Origin of the sequence: Pseudoalteromonas maris, from assembly GCF_049257235.1 — a bacterium.
Taxonomy (GTDB): Bacteria; Pseudomonadota; Gammaproteobacteria; order Enterobacterales; family Alteromonadaceae; genus Pseudoalteromonas.
Map to the genome: position 1 here is coordinate 163,451 of NZ_JBMMUF010000001.1, position 17,869 is coordinate 181,319.

General features: G+C 45.6%; 15 protein-coding genes and 3 tRNA genes. 10 read left to right on the top strand and 8 right to left on the bottom strand.

The window, feature by feature from the left end:
• Window positions 1-57: 57 nt before the first annotated feature.
• On the bottom strand, window positions 58-2,367 hold the full coding sequence (locus AAEU32_RS00765) for a DNA polymerase II (protein WP_421968637.1): 2,310 nt from the start codon (window positions 2,365-2,367) through the stop codon (window positions 58-60).
• Between the two features lie 152 nt (window positions 2,368-2,519).
• Between AAEU32_RS00765 and dinG the strand changes: the two genes are divergently transcribed.
• The 6 genes from dinG to rsmS are packed head-to-tail and all read left to right on the top strand — an operon-like array spanning window position 2,520 to window position 7,370.
• On the top strand, window positions 2,520-4,592 hold the full coding sequence (gene dinG, locus AAEU32_RS00770) for an ATP-dependent DNA helicase DinG (RefSeq protein ID WP_421968638.1): 2,073 nt from the start codon (window positions 2,520-2,522) through the stop codon (window positions 4,590-4,592).
• Complete coding sequence (locus tag AAEU32_RS00775; RefSeq protein ID WP_421968639.1) at window positions 4,592-5,368, top strand: TSUP family transporter; 777 nt, start codon at window positions 4,592-4,594, stop codon at window positions 5,366-5,368. The genes dinG and AAEU32_RS00775 overlap by 1 nt, the downstream gene beginning before the upstream one ends.
• On the top strand, window positions 5,368-5,976 hold the full coding sequence (locus AAEU32_RS00780) for a primosomal replication protein (RefSeq protein ID WP_421968640.1): 609 nt from the start codon (window positions 5,368-5,370) through the stop codon (window positions 5,974-5,976). The genes AAEU32_RS00775 and AAEU32_RS00780 overlap by 1 nt, the downstream gene beginning before the upstream one ends.
• Complete coding sequence (locus AAEU32_RS00785) at window positions 5,973-6,884, top strand: histone deacetylase family protein (protein ID WP_421968641.1); 912 nt, start codon at window positions 5,973-5,975, stop codon at window positions 6,882-6,884. The genes AAEU32_RS00780 and AAEU32_RS00785 overlap by 4 nt, the downstream gene beginning before the upstream one ends.
• A 53-nt stretch (window positions 6,885-6,937) precedes the next feature.
• Window positions 6,938-7,228, top strand: coding sequence for a late competence development ComFB family protein (locus AAEU32_RS00790; protein WP_421968642.1), 291 nt, complete (start codon window positions 6,938-6,940; stop codon window positions 7,226-7,228).
• On the top strand, window positions 7,200-7,370 hold the full coding sequence (gene rsmS, locus AAEU32_RS00795; RefSeq protein ID WP_421968643.1) for a pleiotropic regulatory protein RsmS: 171 nt from the start codon (window positions 7,200-7,202) through the stop codon (window positions 7,368-7,370). The genes AAEU32_RS00790 and rsmS overlap by 29 nt, the downstream gene beginning before the upstream one ends.
• A 19-nt stretch (window positions 7,371-7,389) precedes the next feature.
• Here rsmS and AAEU32_RS00800 read toward each other — a convergent pair whose 3' ends face one another.
• Window positions 7,390-8,154, bottom strand: coding sequence for a class II glutamine amidotransferase (locus AAEU32_RS00800; protein ID WP_421968644.1), 765 nt, complete (start codon window positions 8,152-8,154; stop codon window positions 7,390-7,392).
• A 302-nt stretch (window positions 8,155-8,456) separates the two neighbouring features.
• On the opposite strand from AAEU32_RS00800, the gene fadE reads away from it, so the two are divergent.
• Both fadE and AAEU32_RS00810 read left to right on the top strand, forming a co-directional pair.
• Complete coding sequence (gene fadE, locus AAEU32_RS00805; protein WP_421968645.1) at window positions 8,457-10,913, top strand: acyl-CoA dehydrogenase FadE; 2,457 nt, start codon at window positions 8,457-8,459, stop codon at window positions 10,911-10,913.
• Window positions 10,914-11,082: 169 nt separating this feature from the next.
• Window positions 11,083-13,014, top strand: a complete 1,932-nt coding sequence (locus AAEU32_RS00810; RefSeq protein WP_421968646.1) for a S9 family peptidase — start codon at window positions 11,083-11,085, stop codon at window positions 13,012-13,014.
• A 139-nt stretch (window positions 13,015-13,153) separates the two neighbouring features.
• Here the strand turns inward: AAEU32_RS00810 and AAEU32_RS00815 are convergent.
• The 5 genes from AAEU32_RS00815 to dnaQ form a co-directional block, all read right to left on the bottom strand.
• Window positions 13,154-13,230 (bottom strand) — tRNA-Asp (locus AAEU32_RS00815).
• A gap of 28 nt (window positions 13,231-13,258) precedes the next feature.
• Window positions 13,259-13,335: transfer RNA gene (locus AAEU32_RS00820), tRNA-Asp, on the bottom strand.
• A gap of 35 nt (window positions 13,336-13,370) precedes the next feature.
• Window positions 13,371-13,447, bottom strand: a tRNA-Asp gene (locus tag AAEU32_RS00825).
• Window positions 13,448-13,547: 100 nt separating this feature from the next.
• Window positions 13,548-14,900: a TIGR03503 family protein gene (locus AAEU32_RS00830; RefSeq protein ID WP_421968647.1), complete on the bottom strand. Its 1,353-nt coding sequence runs from the start codon at window positions 14,898-14,900 to the stop codon at window positions 13,548-13,550.
• 31 nt (window positions 14,901-14,931) lie between these two features.
• Window positions 14,932-15,642: a DNA polymerase III subunit epsilon gene (gene dnaQ / locus AAEU32_RS00835; protein ID WP_421968648.1), complete on the bottom strand. Its 711-nt coding sequence runs from the start codon at window positions 15,640-15,642 to the stop codon at window positions 14,932-14,934.
• 66 nt (window positions 15,643-15,708) lie between these two features.
• Here dnaQ and rnhA point away from each other — a divergent pair, with 66 nt between their 5' ends.
• Entirely contained in the window at window positions 15,709-16,173 is a 465-nt protein-coding gene (gene rnhA, locus AAEU32_RS00840) for a ribonuclease HI (protein WP_421968649.1), read from the top strand.
• Window positions 16,174-16,284: 111 nt separating this feature from the next.
• Entirely contained in the window at window positions 16,285-17,082 is a 798-nt protein-coding gene (locus AAEU32_RS00845; RefSeq protein ID WP_421968650.1) for an MBL fold metallo-hydrolase, read from the top strand.
• On the opposite strand, the gene AAEU32_RS00850 is transcribed toward AAEU32_RS00845, so the two are convergent.
• Window positions 17,067-17,834 carry a class I SAM-dependent methyltransferase gene (locus AAEU32_RS00850; protein ID WP_421968651.1) on the bottom strand — a complete coding sequence of 256 codons (768 nt, stop codon included), beginning with the start codon at window positions 17,832-17,834 and terminating at the stop codon, window positions 17,067-17,069. The genes AAEU32_RS00845 and AAEU32_RS00850 overlap by 16 nt on opposite strands.
• Between the last annotated feature and the right edge of the window lie 35 nt (window positions 17,835-17,869).

A 17,869-nucleotide genomic window follows, 5' to 3' on the forward strand; every position in this document is an offset into this window, starting at 1 on the left:
TGGGGGCACACCTTGTCCCCAAACAATTTTTACTGGGGCATGTACAAGATCAGAGCATCAAATCAGTGAGAATTGTCCATCAAAGCTCACTGCTTCAACAGATATACCTATTCCACTGAGGTCGTCGATGATGGGCTGAAGTTGCTTTTCCATATAATGCTGAATATCTAATGGCGTGTTCGTGGGCATGAGCTCTGGGCCATTGACGGTTTGCACATACTCAATCCAATCACCTTTATGGAATTGTTTTGAAGACTTCAACGTGGCGCGAACATGAGGAGGAATTGTTTTAACATACTGTTCAGGTTTTTTACCTAACCGCTTTGCATATACGAACTTATTCAAATCAGAAATATCTTGTGTTTCATTGACATAGTGCTGAACCACGGCATTTATATCGGCATCATTAAACAGTGCCCTGAATAACGCCTGCTGGAAATCCCTTGCTAAGGGTGTCCAATCTGAACGCACCGACTCCATCCCTTTGAAAACTAGTTTAAAGTCCTTTTGAGCAAGCAATCCGGCATAACGTTTTTTGCTGCCAATATCTTTGTGCCGAGCTTTGGGCATAAAAAAAGGTCTAAACAAGCTTTCATACTCCAACTCCATGAAGCTGCATAAATTAGACTCTTGACTTAGCTTTTCCGCCCACTTTTGATTTATTTTTCCAACAAGGTTCACGCAAAGGGTGTGACTTTCCTCTAGCGATAAGTTCTCCGGTAAAGATACAAACGTCGAATCGGTATCTCCATAGATGACCTGCACTCCCATTTCTTCAAGCCATAACTTTGTTGTTTGCATGATTTCATGGCCCCGTAATGTGATTGAGCTAGATAACCGCGGGTCATAAAATCGGCAACCAGTCGATCCCAACACACCATAAAGACTGTTCATAATAATCTTGATTGCCTGTTGGAGGTGGTGATCTCCCTCATCCTTTGCCGCTTGTCTTGCCTCCCAGAGCGTGGCAACCAATTGCGGTAAATGGTGCTGTGTGCGAGAAAAATAGCCCCCATTAAATCCTTCAATACTGTTTTCTTTGTCGGCCAAGCCCGCAATTAAACCGAGAGGGTCGATACGGAAGGTGCGAATGATGCTGGGATACAGACTTTTGAAATCCAATACTGCAACGTTCTGGTAAAGGCCAGGAGTCGACTCCATCACATAACCGCCGGGGCTATCGAAATGCAATCCATGCTCGCCAAGATTGGGGGCAACATAACCACTTCGATGTAAGTGCGGTAGATATAAATTTGTAAATGCAGCAACCGAACCTCCTAAGCGCTCCAATGGCAACCCTGTGAGGCGTGTCCTTGCGACGGCAAAGTCCACTAACTCAAGCTTTCGGAAAATCTCCAACACCAATGCCGCATCTTTACGGTTGTATTGTGCCAATTTAACTTTGTCATGCTCAAATAAATGCTGTATCTGCCCAAGCTTATCGCCACCATCTATCAATTTTCGCTCACCCAGCATTTCATGGGCGACGTTATCCAATGAAAAACTAGTGAAGTGATACGTGGCGTTTTTAAGCATCTCAATGCCATCTAGCACGGCGCGTCCCGGCACGACAAGCTTATTAATTTGCCCTCCACGCCATATGACCGATTCTTTGTTTCGACCAAAGTTTAAATTCACATTTAATTGCTTTGCACGAAAGCACAACAGTTGAAAGTCAAAATCAACAACATTCCAACCAATGATTAAATCTGGGTCTTGATCGCAAATGATATCGTTTAAACGTAATAATAACGCTACTTCATCGGGTACAAACTCAAGCCATGAAGGACTGCTCTGTTGTTGGTTCCCAACCATCACCACTTTAGTGTAGCTGTCACTGTGCACGGCAAAACTATACAAAATGCCGTCGCCACTGCACTCTATATCCAAAGAGAGCGCTGTCAGTGTGGGTTTAAAGTGCTCGTTAGGCTTTATTTGCGCGCCTTGCATAAAATCGCTGTGGCCTGGCGAATATTGACCTTTCACCCACACCGCACCACGAATAAACCGCTCCATTAAAAACTGGTCTTGAGGCCTAATATCATCCTCATACACCGCTATATGAGCGTCACGCAACGCGTCTCTGGCAGCATAATAATCTTGTAGCTTGTTAAAATAACAGGCACACATTTGTTGCTCAGCAAAATTCTTTAAGGTGACTGCTGAGATTTGCACGTCGATACCTTGATTGTGCAATAGGCTTTTAACTTGACTTGCACTGCGCTCCAGCACAAAAAAGACCGCTTGCTGCGCGTCAGTCACGACTTTTACGGGACCATTGTCACTGGCAAGCCACAACACATAGCGAATTCCATCACGACGCTGTTGTGTTTGTATGGAAAGAATAAATCCTGCTATGACTGACACGTGCTTACCTTTAACGATAGGAATACTGGCAGTTTACCTAAGCATGCCAACAAATACAGCTGACATTTTATATATAGCGCGATAAGCGCTTGAGTCTTGCCAAATGAGCCCCTAAAATGACAGCACTGTAAATATATACATAAGTACCAATCATGCTCAGCGACCCAATAAAAAAAACCATTCGTGACGCCCATAAACGGATCGCTGATAGCTTAGATGACTACACCCCAAGACCAAGCCAGAATTACTTAGTTGCAGAAATAGCGAAAACGCTCAGTGGCGATTACCATAAAAAGCAACGCATATGTGTTATCGAGGCGGGCACAGGTACAGGTAAATCTCTAGCCTATTGCCTAGGGGCATTGCCTGTTGCACTAAAGGCAAATAAAAAGCTCGTAATTTCAACAGCTACTGTTGCGCTGCAAGAACAACTTCTGTACAAAGAGCTGCCCTTTTTCGCACAGCAAAGTGGGCTCACTTTTAGCTATGATCTTGTCAAAGGACGAGGTCGTTACGTGTGCGCACACAAACTCGAAAACGCCCTCAATGAAGACCAACAACAAATGGCACTCATGCCAACATTAACGTCGCCGCTCAGTGAGATGGAACAAAAATGTTTAGCCCAACTGCGTCAAGCCTACCTTGAAAAGAAATGGCAAGGTGACCGTGACTCATGGGCCGATGTTATTCCAGATAGGGTATGGCACCTAATAGCTTGTGATAAACACTCTTGCCAGCGCCAAATGAAGGCCCACCAAACATGTCCTTTTCATTTAGCACGACAAAAAATTGCCCAGATGGATGTGCTCGTGGCCAACCACAGTCTGCTGTTGGCCGATCTCGAGCTTGGCGGAGGGGTTATCCTGCCCGAGCCTGAAAACTGCATTTATGTGATTGATGAAGCTCACCACCTTGCGCATATTACTCGAGACTTTTCTTCGGCAGCAGCGACAATCAAAGGCACACAAGATTGGTTAGAAAAGCTGCTTAAGTTCAGTGGCAAAATGGCGCAAACAATTTTCAGCGCCAGTGTCTCCGGAAGCCAATTTAAGTTAAATGACGCTATCGATGATATTTCCCGTGGTCACAAAGCAGTACTCACTATGCTCGATGGTGCTGATTACCAATACAGTGAAGATAGTACCTATCGCTTTTCACATGGCATATTGCCAGAACAGCTCACGATTCAGGCTAAAGATATCAGTGAAGGCGCAAAAGTGGCGCTGCGTACTCTGACGAAAATGCATGAAACACTCAGCAGTGATGTGAATGATGGCGATGTTAAAGCCTTTATAGCTGACCCGATCCTCGCTGAAAGTGGTCAATACATTGCCCGCTTAGAAACACTTTATAAGCTGTGGTCCAGTTACAGTAAACAAACAGAAAGTGTGCCCCATGCGAGGTGGATTAAGCGCATGGAATACAAAAACCACCATGATTACCTACTTAGTGACTGCCCGATAGAGGTTGGCTTTTACCTCAAAGACAAGCTCTGGCGCGAATGTGCTGGTGCGGTACTTTGCTCCGCCACATTAACGGCCCTTGGCTCATTTGAGCATTTTGCTCATGAAAGTGGTTTAAGAGGTGAAGAAGGGGCTAAATTTATCAAGGTCCCCTCACCGTTCGATTACCCAAAGCAGGCCACATTACATATTCCTAAAACTGACTGTGAGCCAACAGATAAAGCATTTAGTGACTTTTTGGCAAGTGCACTGCCAAGCACTTTAGATAAGTCTAAAGCCAACCTAGTGTTATTCGCATCATACTGGCAAATGCAACACGTTGCCGAGCGTCTACGCGCACGTGGTTGGGATTTACTGGTGCAAGGTGAGGTGTCACGAGATGCACTCATTCGCCGACACAAACGTCGTATTGACGATGGTCAAGGAAGTATTTTGTTCGGTACACAAAGCTTGTCGGAAGGCCTCGATTTACCCGGCGATTATCTAACGAACTTGGTGATCACCAAGATCCCATTCGCAGTGCCAACATCACCAATTGAAGAAGCGCAAGCCGAGTTCGTGCAAAGTAAAGGCGGTAATCCATTTTTGTCGATCACCGTTCCCGACGCAGCAAAGAAATTAGTACAAAGCTGTGGTAGACTGCTGCGCAAAGAGCGTGACAGCGGCACGATTACTATTTATGACCGCCGTTTAGTAACCAAACGTTATGGTAAAGCCATGCTCGACACCTTACCGCCATTTAAAAGACAAATAGACTATTAATGTTTGAATTAGCGATAGACCCTTCAACGTGGGCCATACTCTGCGCAGTTGCACTTGCCGCGGGCTTCATCGATGCCATTGCCGGCGGAGGCGGTATGCTAACGGTGCCTGCGTTACTCACGGCGGGGCTACCTCCCCATCTCACGCTCGGGACCAATAAATTAGCAGCAAGCTTTGGCTCGTTGACTGCCAGTGTGACCTATTATCGCCGCCGCTTGTTTGACCCAAAATTTTGGGCCGCTTCAATTTTTGCAACAGCCATAGGTGCAGCAATAGGCACAATAGTCGTTGACAGCTTGAGTATCGAGTTTTTAAACAAGGTGATCCCGCTGGTTATCATTGCTGTAGCTGTGTATTCCCTGTTTGGTAAATTGAGCCCTGAGCAGAGTGACTCACTGCCAACGCTCAGTGTGACAGTGAAAATAAAACAATGGCTACAAGGTTTGTCTCTTGGCTTCTTTGATGGTGTTGCAGGGCCAGGTACTGGCACATTTTGGACTGCATCCAACAGTATGCTGTACAAAATGAACTTACTGTTTAACTGTGGCCTCGCTCGATCAATGAATTTTGTGAGTAACTTTATTTCACTCATCACCTTTGTTGCACTGGGCCATGTTAATTTCATCCTCGGTGTTACCATGGGCATCTTTTTGATGGTAGGTGCTTGGCTTGGCGCGCATTCAGCGATACGCTTTGGGTCTAAGGTTATTCGTCCGGTATTCAACACTGTGGTGATCATATTGGCTTTAAAGCTTATTTACGAGGCATATTTGTGATGCAGGGACAGCGCGCACTTTCAAGATTACAAGAGCAACTATCACGGCTTCGCGCTGACGCAGAACAATTTGATAAAGCTAAATGGTTTTCAAAAAACCGGTATATGCAATCACAACACTCTTTATTTGAGCGCTCAGTATTTACCACTAAAAGCATGCTGCTTGTGGACTATGTTGATGAAGCGCAACAACAGTTAGACAGACTGGGGCGCAGTGAATATCAAAACGCTCGCCATCAATATGCTCACGCGATCAATCATTTGAGTGAACAAATTGAAGCGATTGTAAAAGTGCTCAAGGCCACCCCTGTTTGGGCCAAAGAAAACACTCCAAGCGCCAAAGCGAAGAAGTATCAAAAAGCCGTTCAACAAATCATTAAGCCGACCAATGAGCTCTATCAAGAGTTAGCGCAAAACCATGAATTCGAGCGCCGCCTTGAAGCCATGATCAATGAAAGGAAACTGGCTATGGGCAAAGCAGATCCCACTCAAGCGCAACAGTTAAACACTGAAATACTCGCGCTGCACGCTCGATTAGGCCGTTGTCGAAAGGCAATTGGTGCGTGCGAAGAGCGTATCCAGTTGGCAGAAAAACAATACAACCGATGAAGCTATTTTATCACCCTATTTACTCAGAACTTGATTTACCGCCACACCACCGCTTTCCAATAGACAAGTATCGCCTGCTGTTCGAGCGCGTGATGTCACATAAAGATGCCAAAGAACATTTCGAATTAAACTGCGCCGATGCTGCGACGCCCAACGACATCCTACGTGCGCATTCACAACAATATGTCACTGACTTTTTGCAAGGCACGCTTTCTCCCCAACAACAAAAACGTATTGGATTTCCCTACAGCCACACCCTCGTCGCTCGCACATTACAGTCTGTAGGCAATACCATGGCTGCTGCAAAAGCGGCGCTGCAATGTGGGCTATCCATAAACCTTGCTGGCGGCTATCACCATGCGTTCGCAGATTACGGCAGTGGTTATTGTATATTTAATGACGCGGCAATTGCGGCACGCTTCCTTATCGAGGAGCAACTCGCACACACTGTATTGATTGTTGATTTAGATGTGCATCAAGGGGATGGCAGTGCGGCAATACTTGAAGATGACTCAGACATCATTACCCTCTCTTTACACGGTGAGCAAAACTTCCCGCGAATTAAACAACACTCTGACTATGATTTAGCACTGCCTAACGGCTGTGATGACGACACCTACCTAGATACTTTGGATCAGGCGCTGAATCTTACCATTAGACTGCACGACCCTGACATCATCATTTATAACGCCGGAGCTGATGTATACAACGAGGATGAATTGGGCGTATTGGCTTTAACACTCGATGGCGTACGCCGTCGCGACACCTTAGTTATAGAAACGGCCAAACACTATGATATTCCCCTCGCGTGTGTTCTTGGCGGCGGCTATCAGCGCGATGTGCACAAGGTTGTAGACGTTCATTGGCAACTGCTTTTGAGCGCTCATCAGGCTTACAATGGCATCTAAGCGCTTGTGGTCTATCATAAAATATGAGGCTAGAAATACAGGCGTACGAACCTATGATATTCTTCGAAGATGTGCACAATTACTATGAAAAACTCGTCGCTGAGGAAATTGGCAGACAACAGCTATATCAAGTGTATGACAACAACACCCTTGCCGACATCTGCTGTGCAGCATTGAGTCAATTGCCGCCTAGGTATATTCGCTCAGATGTCGATATGGCGTTTTATTTATCAAGTGATGATGCATCGATGATGCAAGACAAGGTGGCTGCGGCAATAGAAGTTGCACGTGGACTCATCTCCAGAAGAGGAACTGATGCAGAATACCGACAAACCCCTAGATAGTGCTCCTGATGATGTGAAGCTTGCTGTGGATTTAATCATGCTGCTTGAGCAGCATGAAGTTGATCCACATGTGGCCCTAAGCGCCATTGAAATAGTAAAGCGGGATCTGCAAACCAAAGTACAACAGCAACATCAGTGCTAGCTCGAGTATCAAAAGATCTCTAGAGCTTTTCTCCAAGCTTAAACAAAGCAAACTCACCCGGTTCCATTTTGTGCCATTGCTCATCATTGGTTAACGGCCTTGTGGCAATCACAGTAACTACATCGTTGGGCGTTGTCTCCTCTTGGAAATTCACTTCAATGTTGGCATCAATCAAGGTTGCTTTACCAAAAGGGGCGCGACGGGTGATCCAATGTAAATTATTGGTGCAATATGCCAGCACATGTACCCCGTCTGTAAGCAACATATTAAACACACCTTTTTCTCTGAGCTGATGTGCTAACTTCGCCGCATAGCGAAACACCGTGGCCATATTCGATGGCCGGGTTGGATACTTTTGACGAATTTTATCGAGCAACCAACAAAATGCTAACTCGCTGTCTGTATTGCCAACGGGCTGATAATAGCTGGGCTTTAAATCATTGTAGTTAGACAATTGGCCATTGTGTGCGTAGGTGATTTCTCGCCCCCACAGTTCACGTGTAAATGGGTGCGTATTTTCAAGGCACGTGCGTCCCCGATTGGCTTGGCGGATGTGGCTGATCACCGACTTACTCTTGATAGGATAAGCGCGCACTAATTTTGCGATTTCAGACTCGCAACTGGGCAATGGATCCTTAAAAGAGCGGCACCCTTTGCCTTCATAAAAAGTAATCCCCCAGCCGTCTCGATGTGGCCCTGTGTTTCCGCCACGCTCCAAAAGGCCAGTAAAACTAAAACAAATATCGGTAGGGACATTGGCAGACATGCCAAGTAATTCGCACACATAAACTCCTAAAAAATAAAACTTGAGCAAGACTATCAGGGTGTTATTGGCTTCGCTTAGAGACTCTATGGCAATCACCTAATAATGAATCGCGCAAACATCACATGTGACTTCGCTGATCACAAAGGACTCCAAAACCCGACCATAAAGCTTTAAAAATCTTTGATTTATCCAAAATTAATACGTCAAAGGTCAGCATTCCCTCCTTTGACACCCTATAATTAAAAGCAAGGGCTTGCATCCCCAATAGAGTAACGCTAATCTACTCTCTAGTGGTCAGACCTCTAACAAGGAATAAGATTATGACACTTCTGTTTTTACTCGCGCTGATCGTTGTGCTGTCCTATGCCAGCTACAATCGAGCCAGTTTTAATACCTGTTTGGGACTTGCAATTGCGACCATGGTGATTGGCACCTTCGCTGGCGCATTCGGTTTCATCAGTTGGTTACTATTTTTAGTGATTGCCGTTCCACTGTCAGTCACAACAATTCGCAAGCAATATATCACCGAGCCGCTTTTTAGAGCCTTCAAAAAAGTGACTCCAACCATGTCGGATACCGAAAAGTCAGCAATCGATGCAGGTACCACGTGGTGGGAAGCCGATTTGTTCTGCGGTAATCCTAATTGGAAAAAATTACACCAGTATCCAGCACCTAAACTTAGCTCTGAGGAGCAAGCATTCCTCGACGGCCCCGTTGAAGAAGTATGTGCAATGTTGGATGACTGGGAAGCCACTCATGAACTCACTGATCTTCCTCAAGATGTATGGCAATATCTAAAAGACAATAAATTCTTTGCCATGATCATCAAAAAGGAGTTTGGTGGCCTTGAGTTTTCAGCATACGCACAATCATGCGTGCTGCAAAAGCTAACCAGTAAATCGACACTCCTCTCATCAATTGTGGGTGTACCTAACTCATTGGGTCCCGGTGAACTGTTGCAACACTATGGTACTCAAGAACAAAAAGATCATTATTTACCGCGTTTAGCCCGTGGTGAAGAGATCCCATGCTTTGCTCTGACCTCCCCAGAAGCTGGCTCTGATGCCAGTGCCATTCCTGATTTCGGAGTGGTATGTAAAGGCAAATTCAACGGTGAAGAAATCACCGGTATTCGCCTTACATGGAACAAGCGCTATATCACCCTTGCTCCTGTGGCAACCGTACTGGGTTTAGCATTTAAACTTCAAGACCCCGAGGGTTTACTTGGTGGCGAAGAAGACTTGGGTATTACTTGCGCGCTCATCCCTACGGACATGAAAGGGGTAGAAATCGGTCGTCGTCACTTCCCGCTCAATGTGCCATTCCAAAATGGCCCTACCAAGGGTAAAGACGTCTTTGTACCGCTCGATTACATTATTGGTGGCCCAAAAATGGCTGGTCAAGGCTGGCGCATGTTAGTTGAATGTTTATCTGTTGGGCGTGCTATTACACTGCCGTCGAACTCAACAGGCGGCATTAAATCATTGGCTATTGCAACGGGCTCATACAGCCGTATTCGCCGTCAATTCCGCCTACCTATCGGTAAAATGGAAGGTGTTGAAGAGGCAATGGCAAAACTTGGCGGATACGCTTATGCCAGTGACGCTGCGGTGTCTATGTCTACCGGTGCAGTGGATATGGGTGAGAAGCCATCAGTAGTATCCGCTATTTTGAAATACCACCTTACCGAACAAATGCGTGAGTCAACCATGCACGCAATGGATGTACACGGCGGTAAAGGCATCTGTCTTGGTCCAAATAACTATTTGGGTCGTGGCTACCAAGGTGCGCCTATTGCTATTACCGTTGAGGGTGCAAACATCCTTACCCGTAACATGATCATCTACGGACAAGGTGCAATTCGATGTCACCCATTTGTGTTAACCGAATTAAATGCCTGCACAATTGAAGATAAGTCAGAAGCGCTGGATGTATTCGACAACGCGTTGATGGGTCATATCGGCTATACCATTTCCAACCTTGTACGCACTAAATGGCTCACATTCACGGGCGCACGATTCACCTCAGTACCATTTAAAGATGAAACAGCTGAATTTTATCGTGATGCTGCTCGCTTTAGCGCGTCCTTAGCACTCATGTCAGACATCTGCATGGCAGTATTTGGCGGTTCACTCAAACGCAAAGAGCGTATATCAGCACGACTAGGCGACATGTTAAGTTATTTATATCTTGTGTCAGCCACGCTAAAACGCTACAACGACGACGGACGTCGCAAAGAAGATCTGCCTCTCGTGCGTTGGGCGTGCCAAGAGTATTTGTATCGCTGTCAACGCGCACTCGCGGACTTAATCAACAATATGCCTCTAGCGTTCTTGCGCGGCATGTTAAAAATATTGTTATTCCCTTGGGGGCGTCCCGTGCGCAAACCAACTGACAAGCAAGAGCATGTCATCGCGCAACTACTGCAAACACCAAACGAAACGCGTGAACGCTTATCGCAGCATATTTACCTTACAGAAGGTAAGTACAGCTTGCTGGGTAATCAAGAAAAAGCATTACGTGATATCTTGGCAGTAGAACCTCTGTTCGACAAAGTATGCCGTGCAACAGGTAAAAAGTTGGCGTTCATGCAGTTAGACAAGGTTGCTGAAATGGGCCTTGAGGCGGGTGTTTTGAGTAAGGATGAGGCCCAACGATTACGTGATGTTGAGCAACAGCGTCTTGATGTTATAAATGTTGATGACTTTGATCCTGCAGATCTCGTAGCGGGTAAAGCCGCACGCAAAAGACCTGCTAAAAAGGCATCAGCTGCATAACAGTAGTCTCATAGCTAATCTACCCAACTAAGCCAGCATTATGCTGGCTTTTTTATGCCGAAATTTTCACTTACTCCCTTAACAGCGATTGTTAATTCAATAACTTGCAATTATTGGAGATCCGACAAACACTGTATTCGCAAAAATAATAATGTTAAGGATGAGAATAATGCACAAACCTCTCACTATAACCGCTGTGAGTATTGCGATTACACTATCATTGGGAGCTTGCCAATCAACCACTCAAAGTGTCAGTGCACCGACAGTTGAAGTGCAAAACGCACTACAAACTTACAGTGCAGAGACCTTTTTTGACACTGTTAGCCTAAGTGGTAACAGCTTTAATAGTACCGGTACCAAAATTCTTTTAAGCAGCGATGAGACGGGTATTTATAATCTCTATGAAGTTGACCCCAAAACGGGTGAACGCACACAATTGACGCAGTCACAAGATAGTACTTACAGTGTTGGCTACTTCCCTAACGACGATCGTATCTTGTTTACCCGAGATAATGGCGGTAATGAACTTTACCACCTCTTTGTTCGCGATATAGATGGCACAATTACCGACCTTACACCGGGAGATAAAACTCGAGCGAGTTTCGCTGGGTTTAGTAAAGATGGCAGCAGCTTGTTCGTTCTTACGAACGAACGTGATCCCAAATATATGGACTTATATAAATACGACAGCAAGACATTCGCCAAAGAGCTAGTGTATAAAAATGAGCTTGGCTTCAATGTTGGTGCCATTAGTCCCGATGGTCGCTTTGTTGCTTTAAACAAAACCCACAGTAACCGCGACAGTGACTTTTATTTGCTCGATACCCGCAAGCGCAGTGCTAAACCAGAGCTGTTAAGTCGCCATGAAGAACCTGCACAATACTCGGCATGGACCTTCTCCGTAGACGGCATGTCGCTTTACTACGCAACCAATGCCAAAGGAGAGTTTCGTCAACTATGGCGTTATGATCTGCAAAGTGGCAACCATAGCCTGGCACTCGAAGATGAGTGGGATATCAGCTTTATGGGCTTTTCGGAGTCTGGTCGATATCAAGTCAATGGTGTAAATGCGGATGCGCGTACTAAGGTGGCTATTGTTGACACCCAAACAGGCGTGCAGTTATCACTGCCCAGCAACGTACCAAACGGCACATTAAGTGGCGTTGAATTCAGTAAAGACGAAAAGAGTATGTCATTTTATCTGAGCTCAGACACCAGCCCTCGTAACCTTTATGTATGGGAGATTGGTTCAGATAAAGCGCAGCGTCTAACCAATACGCTAAGCAAAGATATTGATGAAAACGACTTAGTTGAAAGTCAAATTGTACGCTTCAAGAGCTTTGACGGCTTAACCATACCTGGCGTGTTATACAAACCAAAACAAGCATCTGCTAACAATAAAGTTCCTGCGCTTATCTGGGTTCATGGTGGTCCTGGAGGTCAAAGTCGTACTGGCTACAGTGCCATGCAACAACATTTAGTGAACAATGGTTATGCCATCTTTGCAGTCAACAACCGTGGTAGTTCAGGGTATGGAAAAACCTTCTACCATCTCGATGACAAAAAGCATGGTGAAGATGACTTACAAGACATTGTGTACGGTAAAAAACACCTACAAACACTGGATTGGGTTGATGGCGACAAAATTGGCATAATGGGCGGCAGCTACGGTGGCTACATGACCGCAGCCGCGCTAGCCTTTGAGCCTGAAGAGTTTGAAGTAGGCATCAATATTTTTGGGGTGACTAACTGGGTACGTACCTTGGCTTCTATTCCGCCATGGTGGGAAAGCTTTAAAAAGTCACTGTATGACGAAATGGGCGATCCGGCGACAGATGAAGAACGTCACCGTCGTATATCTCCGTTATTTCACGCTCACAACATCACAAAGCCTATGCTTGTCGTTCAAGGTGCTAATGACCCAAGGGTATTACAAGTAGAAAGTGATGAGCTTGTAGCGGCTGTCAAAGCCAATGGCGTGCCCGTTGAATACGTATTGTTTGATGATGAAGGTCATGGCTTTTCGAAACGTGTAAATCGTATTACCGCATCAAATGCCTATGTATCATTCCTAGATAAGTACCTCAAAGGCACAGAGTAGATGCCTTAGGTGGCTGGTGTACGCGCCAGCTGCCTACTTTCCTGCACAGAAAAATATTAAGAAAATAATTGCAAACATGCCGTGTGATTAAGGCGATGTATGATTTTTTTGGGAAAAGTACGCCCGAAAGGCTTTGAAATGGCGGAGTGGACGGGACTCGAACCCGCGACCCCCGGCGTGACAGGCCGGTATTCTAACCAACTGAACTACCACTCCGCAGTGGTATGCATTGTACATCATTAAATGGCGGAGTGGACGGGACTCGAACCCGCGACCCCCGGCGTGACAGGCCGGTATTCTAACCAACTGAACTACCACTCCGCAGTAATGATGTGTGTACATTGTATCAGGCTAAATGGCGGAGTGGACGGGACTCGAACCCGCGACCCCCGGCGTGACAGGCCGGTATTCTAACCAACTGAACTACCACTCCGCGTTATCCAAACTCTCAAGGCCTGTGCCCTGACAGCGGCGTGAATGATACGAATCACCCCTTGGTGAGTCAACAGTTTTTTTGAAATTTTAGGGGTTTTTTAGTCATCTGACATCGAAAGGTTTAAAATTTCACCTGATTTACCATTTTTTGAGCCATTTTCGTCTGACTTTACTTCAGAAGCCTCATCAGCGGGTTGTTGTTTTTTCCGCCAAAACAGTAAATTAACTGAACCCAAAAGTGGTTTTTTTAATACAAAAACACGGATCACACCCCAACCAATGAGTAAAATGAGCAGATTTCCAAGGGCCACAATCGTATAAAATACGGCTGGACTCATCTCTTTGGCTTTTTCTGCTTCCTCTTGCATCCGAGCCAGCTCTTCGGGCGAAGGCCCTTTTGGCAGCTCTTTGACCTTTTCAATGGGACGCGCGATGGAAAAATCATACGCTGGCAAGGTTGCCATAAACTCGCGACCATTTGTGTTGGTACCAAATATATCAAACTCTACCGAATATCTTCCCCAGTCATAATTGCTCAATTTTAATGAGCGTGTCGCTCCTTGCTGAGCGGCTATAGAAAAACCTTGCTCATCATTATTGGGATAAAAGATACGCCCTTGCAATAACACCGAATTTGGGTCAACCAATTGGGCGTCGAGGGTAATAACTAATTCATGATCCTCACCGTTTTGCCCTTCGATGAGCTCATAGCTTAATGGCGGTTCCTTGACGATAACGGGCTCTTGCGTCACTTTACGTTGTATCAGTGGAGTTGTGAGGGCAATTTCTGGACGCCACTGGCCAGCCGCGAAGCTCAAGCGAAATTCGCCTGTAAAGATGGCATCACCGGGGCGTTCATCAAAACCACGACCATCATCTCTAAAATCGGCCACATGCTCAGTCGCAGCACCGAAATTACTAAATTCATTATTGTTGGTACTGACAAAATCAACCTTCATGTTGATAACGTCACGAAAATAACCGATTTTCACTTCTTGACCATCATTGAGAACTCGCCCTGTGAGTTTGATGATCTCACCGCGAAATAACATCGGCGGAAGTGCATCTACCTCTAGGCTGATATCGCCAATGACCATAATTTTACTCTCTGGTTTAATCTGCCCGACTACCTGCCATGGGCCGGGCATGGGGTTTTCGAGTACAATCAAGTCATAAGCAAGCTCATCATGCCACTTTAGGTTCTTGTCGGTGAGTGTATTAGTCGCGTAAAGTTTACTGCCATCCGGGCGGACAAGAACAACCGCGGGCGAGCCTTCGCGGCGAAAAAATAGCAGGGTAATCTTTTCAATATCGTGGTCAATGCGAAAACGGTTATCTAGGAGTGGGATTTCGTTGCTATCATCAATCAAAGTAAGCTTGTCTTGTTCACTCGCCTGCCCCTGCTCTGACATCATTAAGCACAATGTGATAATCGCAACTAATACTCTCATACCCTATTTATCCGCTCTCATGTAGTTTTTGTTACTCAGCACGCCACAAGCAGCTGCCGCTTTTGGCAACTAAATCAAGACGGCTTTCGTGCGCCTCCAATTCTTGCTCACTCGCGCGGAGCACTTTAAGCGGCGCTCGCTGAGTTGGTAATCGAACAATGCCACCGCTATTATTGCTGTCTTGCTGCTCACTATTTTGACTCAAATTCAGTTTTTTCTGACCACCGGTCATAGCCAAATACACATCAGCTAATATTTCTGAATCCAGTAATGCGCCGTGCAGCGTTCGCTTTGAGTTATCAATATCGTAGCGACGACACAAGGCATCAAGACTGTTCTTCTGACCTGGGTGCATATTTCGCGCCATAACCAAAGTGTCAAGTACCTGACAGACTTCTTCGGTTTTCGGTAGGCCGCGATTTAGCATGGCAAATTCATGATCCATAAAGCCCACGTCAAACGGCGCATTGTGGATAATCAACTCAGCACCACGGATGTACTCTAAAAACTCATCAGCAACTTGATGATATAACGGTTTATCTTTTAAAAACTCAGGCGTTATACCGTGGACATCAATAGCCTCTTCCTCAATATCACGTTGGGGATTGATGTATACGTGAAAGTTATTACCGGTTAAACGACGGTTCACCAATTCAACGCAACCAATCTCAATAATACGGTGGCCCTCTTTGGGGTTAATACCTGTGGTTTCAGTATCGAGGACTATTTGTCGTTGTGCCATATCAGTTTACGCTCATATTTGCTATCGTTGCTGCTAGGTTCATTGTACATAATATCAAGGTAAAGCGTGCAAAAAAGCGTAGAAATTTATACTGATGGCTCATGTTTAGGTAATCCGGGCCCAGGCGGTTATGGCGTTCTTTTACGCTATGGTGAACACCAAAAAACATTGAGCCAAGGATATAAAAACACCACAAACAATCGCATGGAGTTACTTGGTGCAATTGTTGCACTAGAAACACTTAAACGCCCTTGCAACGTTACCCTCACAACAGACAGCCAATATGTTAAACAAGGCATTGAAAGCTGGATTACTAACTGGAAGAAACGTAACTGGCGCACGGCAAACAAACAGCCTGTGAAGAATATAGATTTGTGGCAACGCTTAGATGAAGCATGCGCCGCGCATTCAATTAAGTGGCGTTGGGTAAAAGGTCATAGTGGCCATGATGAGAACGAAATAGTGGATGACTTGGCACGTGAGGCAGCTATGAGCAACAACTTGCTAGATGATACCGGCTACCAAGGGTAACTGGTGCAAAAACAAACAGTAAAGGTCAACACGCCCTAGTAGCCTTTACTCGCTATGTTGAATGGTATATAACGTTTGGCTATAAATTATAACAAAACTACGGATACCAACATGGCACTCAAGGTCATTCCCTTTTTCCACGATGCAAGCAACACCCTGAGTTACATTCTTTTTTGTGAAACAACCAAAGATGCAGCAATCATAGACTCTGTTGCAGACTACGACCAAAATAGCCAAAAAATAAGCTACGCCAGCGCAGATGTGTTGCTTTGCTATGTGCAAAAGCACCAACTCAACACCAAATGGCTCATTGAAACGCATGTCCATGCAGATCATCTCAGTGCGAGTACGTATTTGCGTAACAAGCTCGGTGCAAAAACAGTCGTCAGTGAGCACATAACGAAAGTCCAACAAACACTCAAACCTATTTATGAACTTGATTGTGCAACGGATGGCTCGCAATTCGATGTGCACGTAAAAGACGGTGAATATCTGCCTTTGGGGGAGTTGCAAATCAAGGTAATTGGCACGCCTGGACACACGCCAGATGGTATCAGTCTGTATTGTGATGGCCACGTATTCATTGGTGATACGCTATTTATGCCTGACTCAGGCAGCGCCCGTTGCGACTTTCCAAACGGCAGTGCACAAGAGCTTTACGACTCAATCGCTCGATTATTGTCCTTGCCTGAACAAACCAAGGTGTGGGTTTGTCATGACTATCAGCCAAACGGCCGTGCGCTTGATTTTCACAGCACGATGGCTGAGCAACGCGATAACAATGTACACCTGCAGCAATCTGCCGAAGATTTTGTGGCGCAAAGACAGCAACGAGACGCTACGCTAAACAAACCCAAATTAATGGATGTCGCTGTGCCATTTAATCTTCAAGGTCACTCTGTAGTGTGATTTGAGCGTCGTTGAGGTTGTCTTCGACTGACCTCAACGCCCTTAATGGCGGGCTTAAAGCTCGTACGAGCATGCCACTTAGGTTTAATCGGGGTCAAGGGAGTGACTCGTTTACGCGCAACCAGCATGTACACACTGCCCATAGGCTTTAGATACTGCTTACAAAAACTTCGCCAACGAGCAAAACGTGATAATCGCGAACCTCGTGCCAAAGAAGCATGTAAAAAGCGCTCATCAGCGATTAGCTCAAAACCAAGTAAATCTAACCAGTCTTTTACCCGCGATGGAGTAAAGAAACGCCCACTCCAAGGTAATTTTTGCGAACTAAATGGAATAAGGCTCGCCAAGCCACAAAAACTCAGCGGATTAAAGCCGGTAATAACAATGTATCCCCCTGCAATGAGAGTACGATGGGCTTCACGTAATATATGATGAGGATCAGTGTTGTATTCCAAACACAAACTTAGAATACACGCATCTACACTGCCTTCATAAAACGGCAGTTCGTCTACCTCTGCAATGACCCCAGCCATAGAAGCGTCTGCTGCCACACCTACTTGATGTTTTATCGGACTTGCAGAAGTATCAAGTTGCACACTCAAGTCACCGATTTTCAAAAGATGATAACCGAACATACGCTCAAGCCAAGGCTGCATCTTGCGTTCGATATCATATTGTAAATATTCACCATGCGGAAACTGCGACCAAAGGTGCGGCGCTGGGTGTCGTTGCAAACTCAGTGCTGGTTTCACAAAAATAGACCGTTATACTAGTTCATAAGTTTACG

Excerpts from the sequence above, each read along its gene's own strand:
- dinG (WP_421968638.1), top strand. The coding sequence starts at position 2,520 with ATGCTCAGCGACCCAATAAAAAAAACCATTCGTGACGCCCATAAACGG.
- AAEU32_RS00775 (WP_421968639.1), top strand. The coding sequence starts at position 4,592 with ATGTTTGAATTAGCGATAGACCCTTCAACGTGGGCCATACTCTGCGCA.
- AAEU32_RS00780 (WP_421968640.1), top strand. The coding sequence starts at position 5,368 with ATGCAGGGACAGCGCGCACTTTCAAGATTACAAGAGCAACTATCACGG.
- AAEU32_RS00785 (WP_421968641.1), top strand. The coding sequence starts at position 5,973 with ATGAAGCTATTTTATCACCCTATTTACTCAGAACTTGATTTACCGCCA.
- AAEU32_RS00790 (WP_421968642.1), top strand. The coding sequence starts at position 6,938 with ATGATATTCTTCGAAGATGTGCACAATTACTATGAAAAACTCGTCGCT.
- rsmS (WP_421968643.1), top strand. The coding sequence starts at position 7,200 with ATGCAGAATACCGACAAACCCCTAGATAGTGCTCCTGATGATGTGAAG.
- fadE (WP_421968645.1), top strand. The coding sequence starts at position 8,457 with ATGACACTTCTGTTTTTACTCGCGCTGATCGTTGTGCTGTCCTATGCC.
- AAEU32_RS00810 (WP_421968646.1), top strand. The coding sequence starts at position 11,083 with ATGCACAAACCTCTCACTATAACCGCTGTGAGTATTGCGATTACACTA.
- AAEU32_RS00830 (WP_421968647.1), bottom strand. The coding sequence starts at position 14,900 with ATGAGAGTATTAGTTGCGATTATCACATTGTGCTTAATGATGTCAGAG.
- dnaQ (WP_421968648.1), bottom strand. The coding sequence starts at position 15,642 with ATGGCACAACGACAAATAGTCCTCGATACTGAAACCACAGGTATTAAC.
- AAEU32_RS00845 (WP_421968650.1), top strand. The coding sequence starts at position 16,285 with ATGGCACTCAAGGTCATTCCCTTTTTCCACGATGCAAGCAACACCCTG.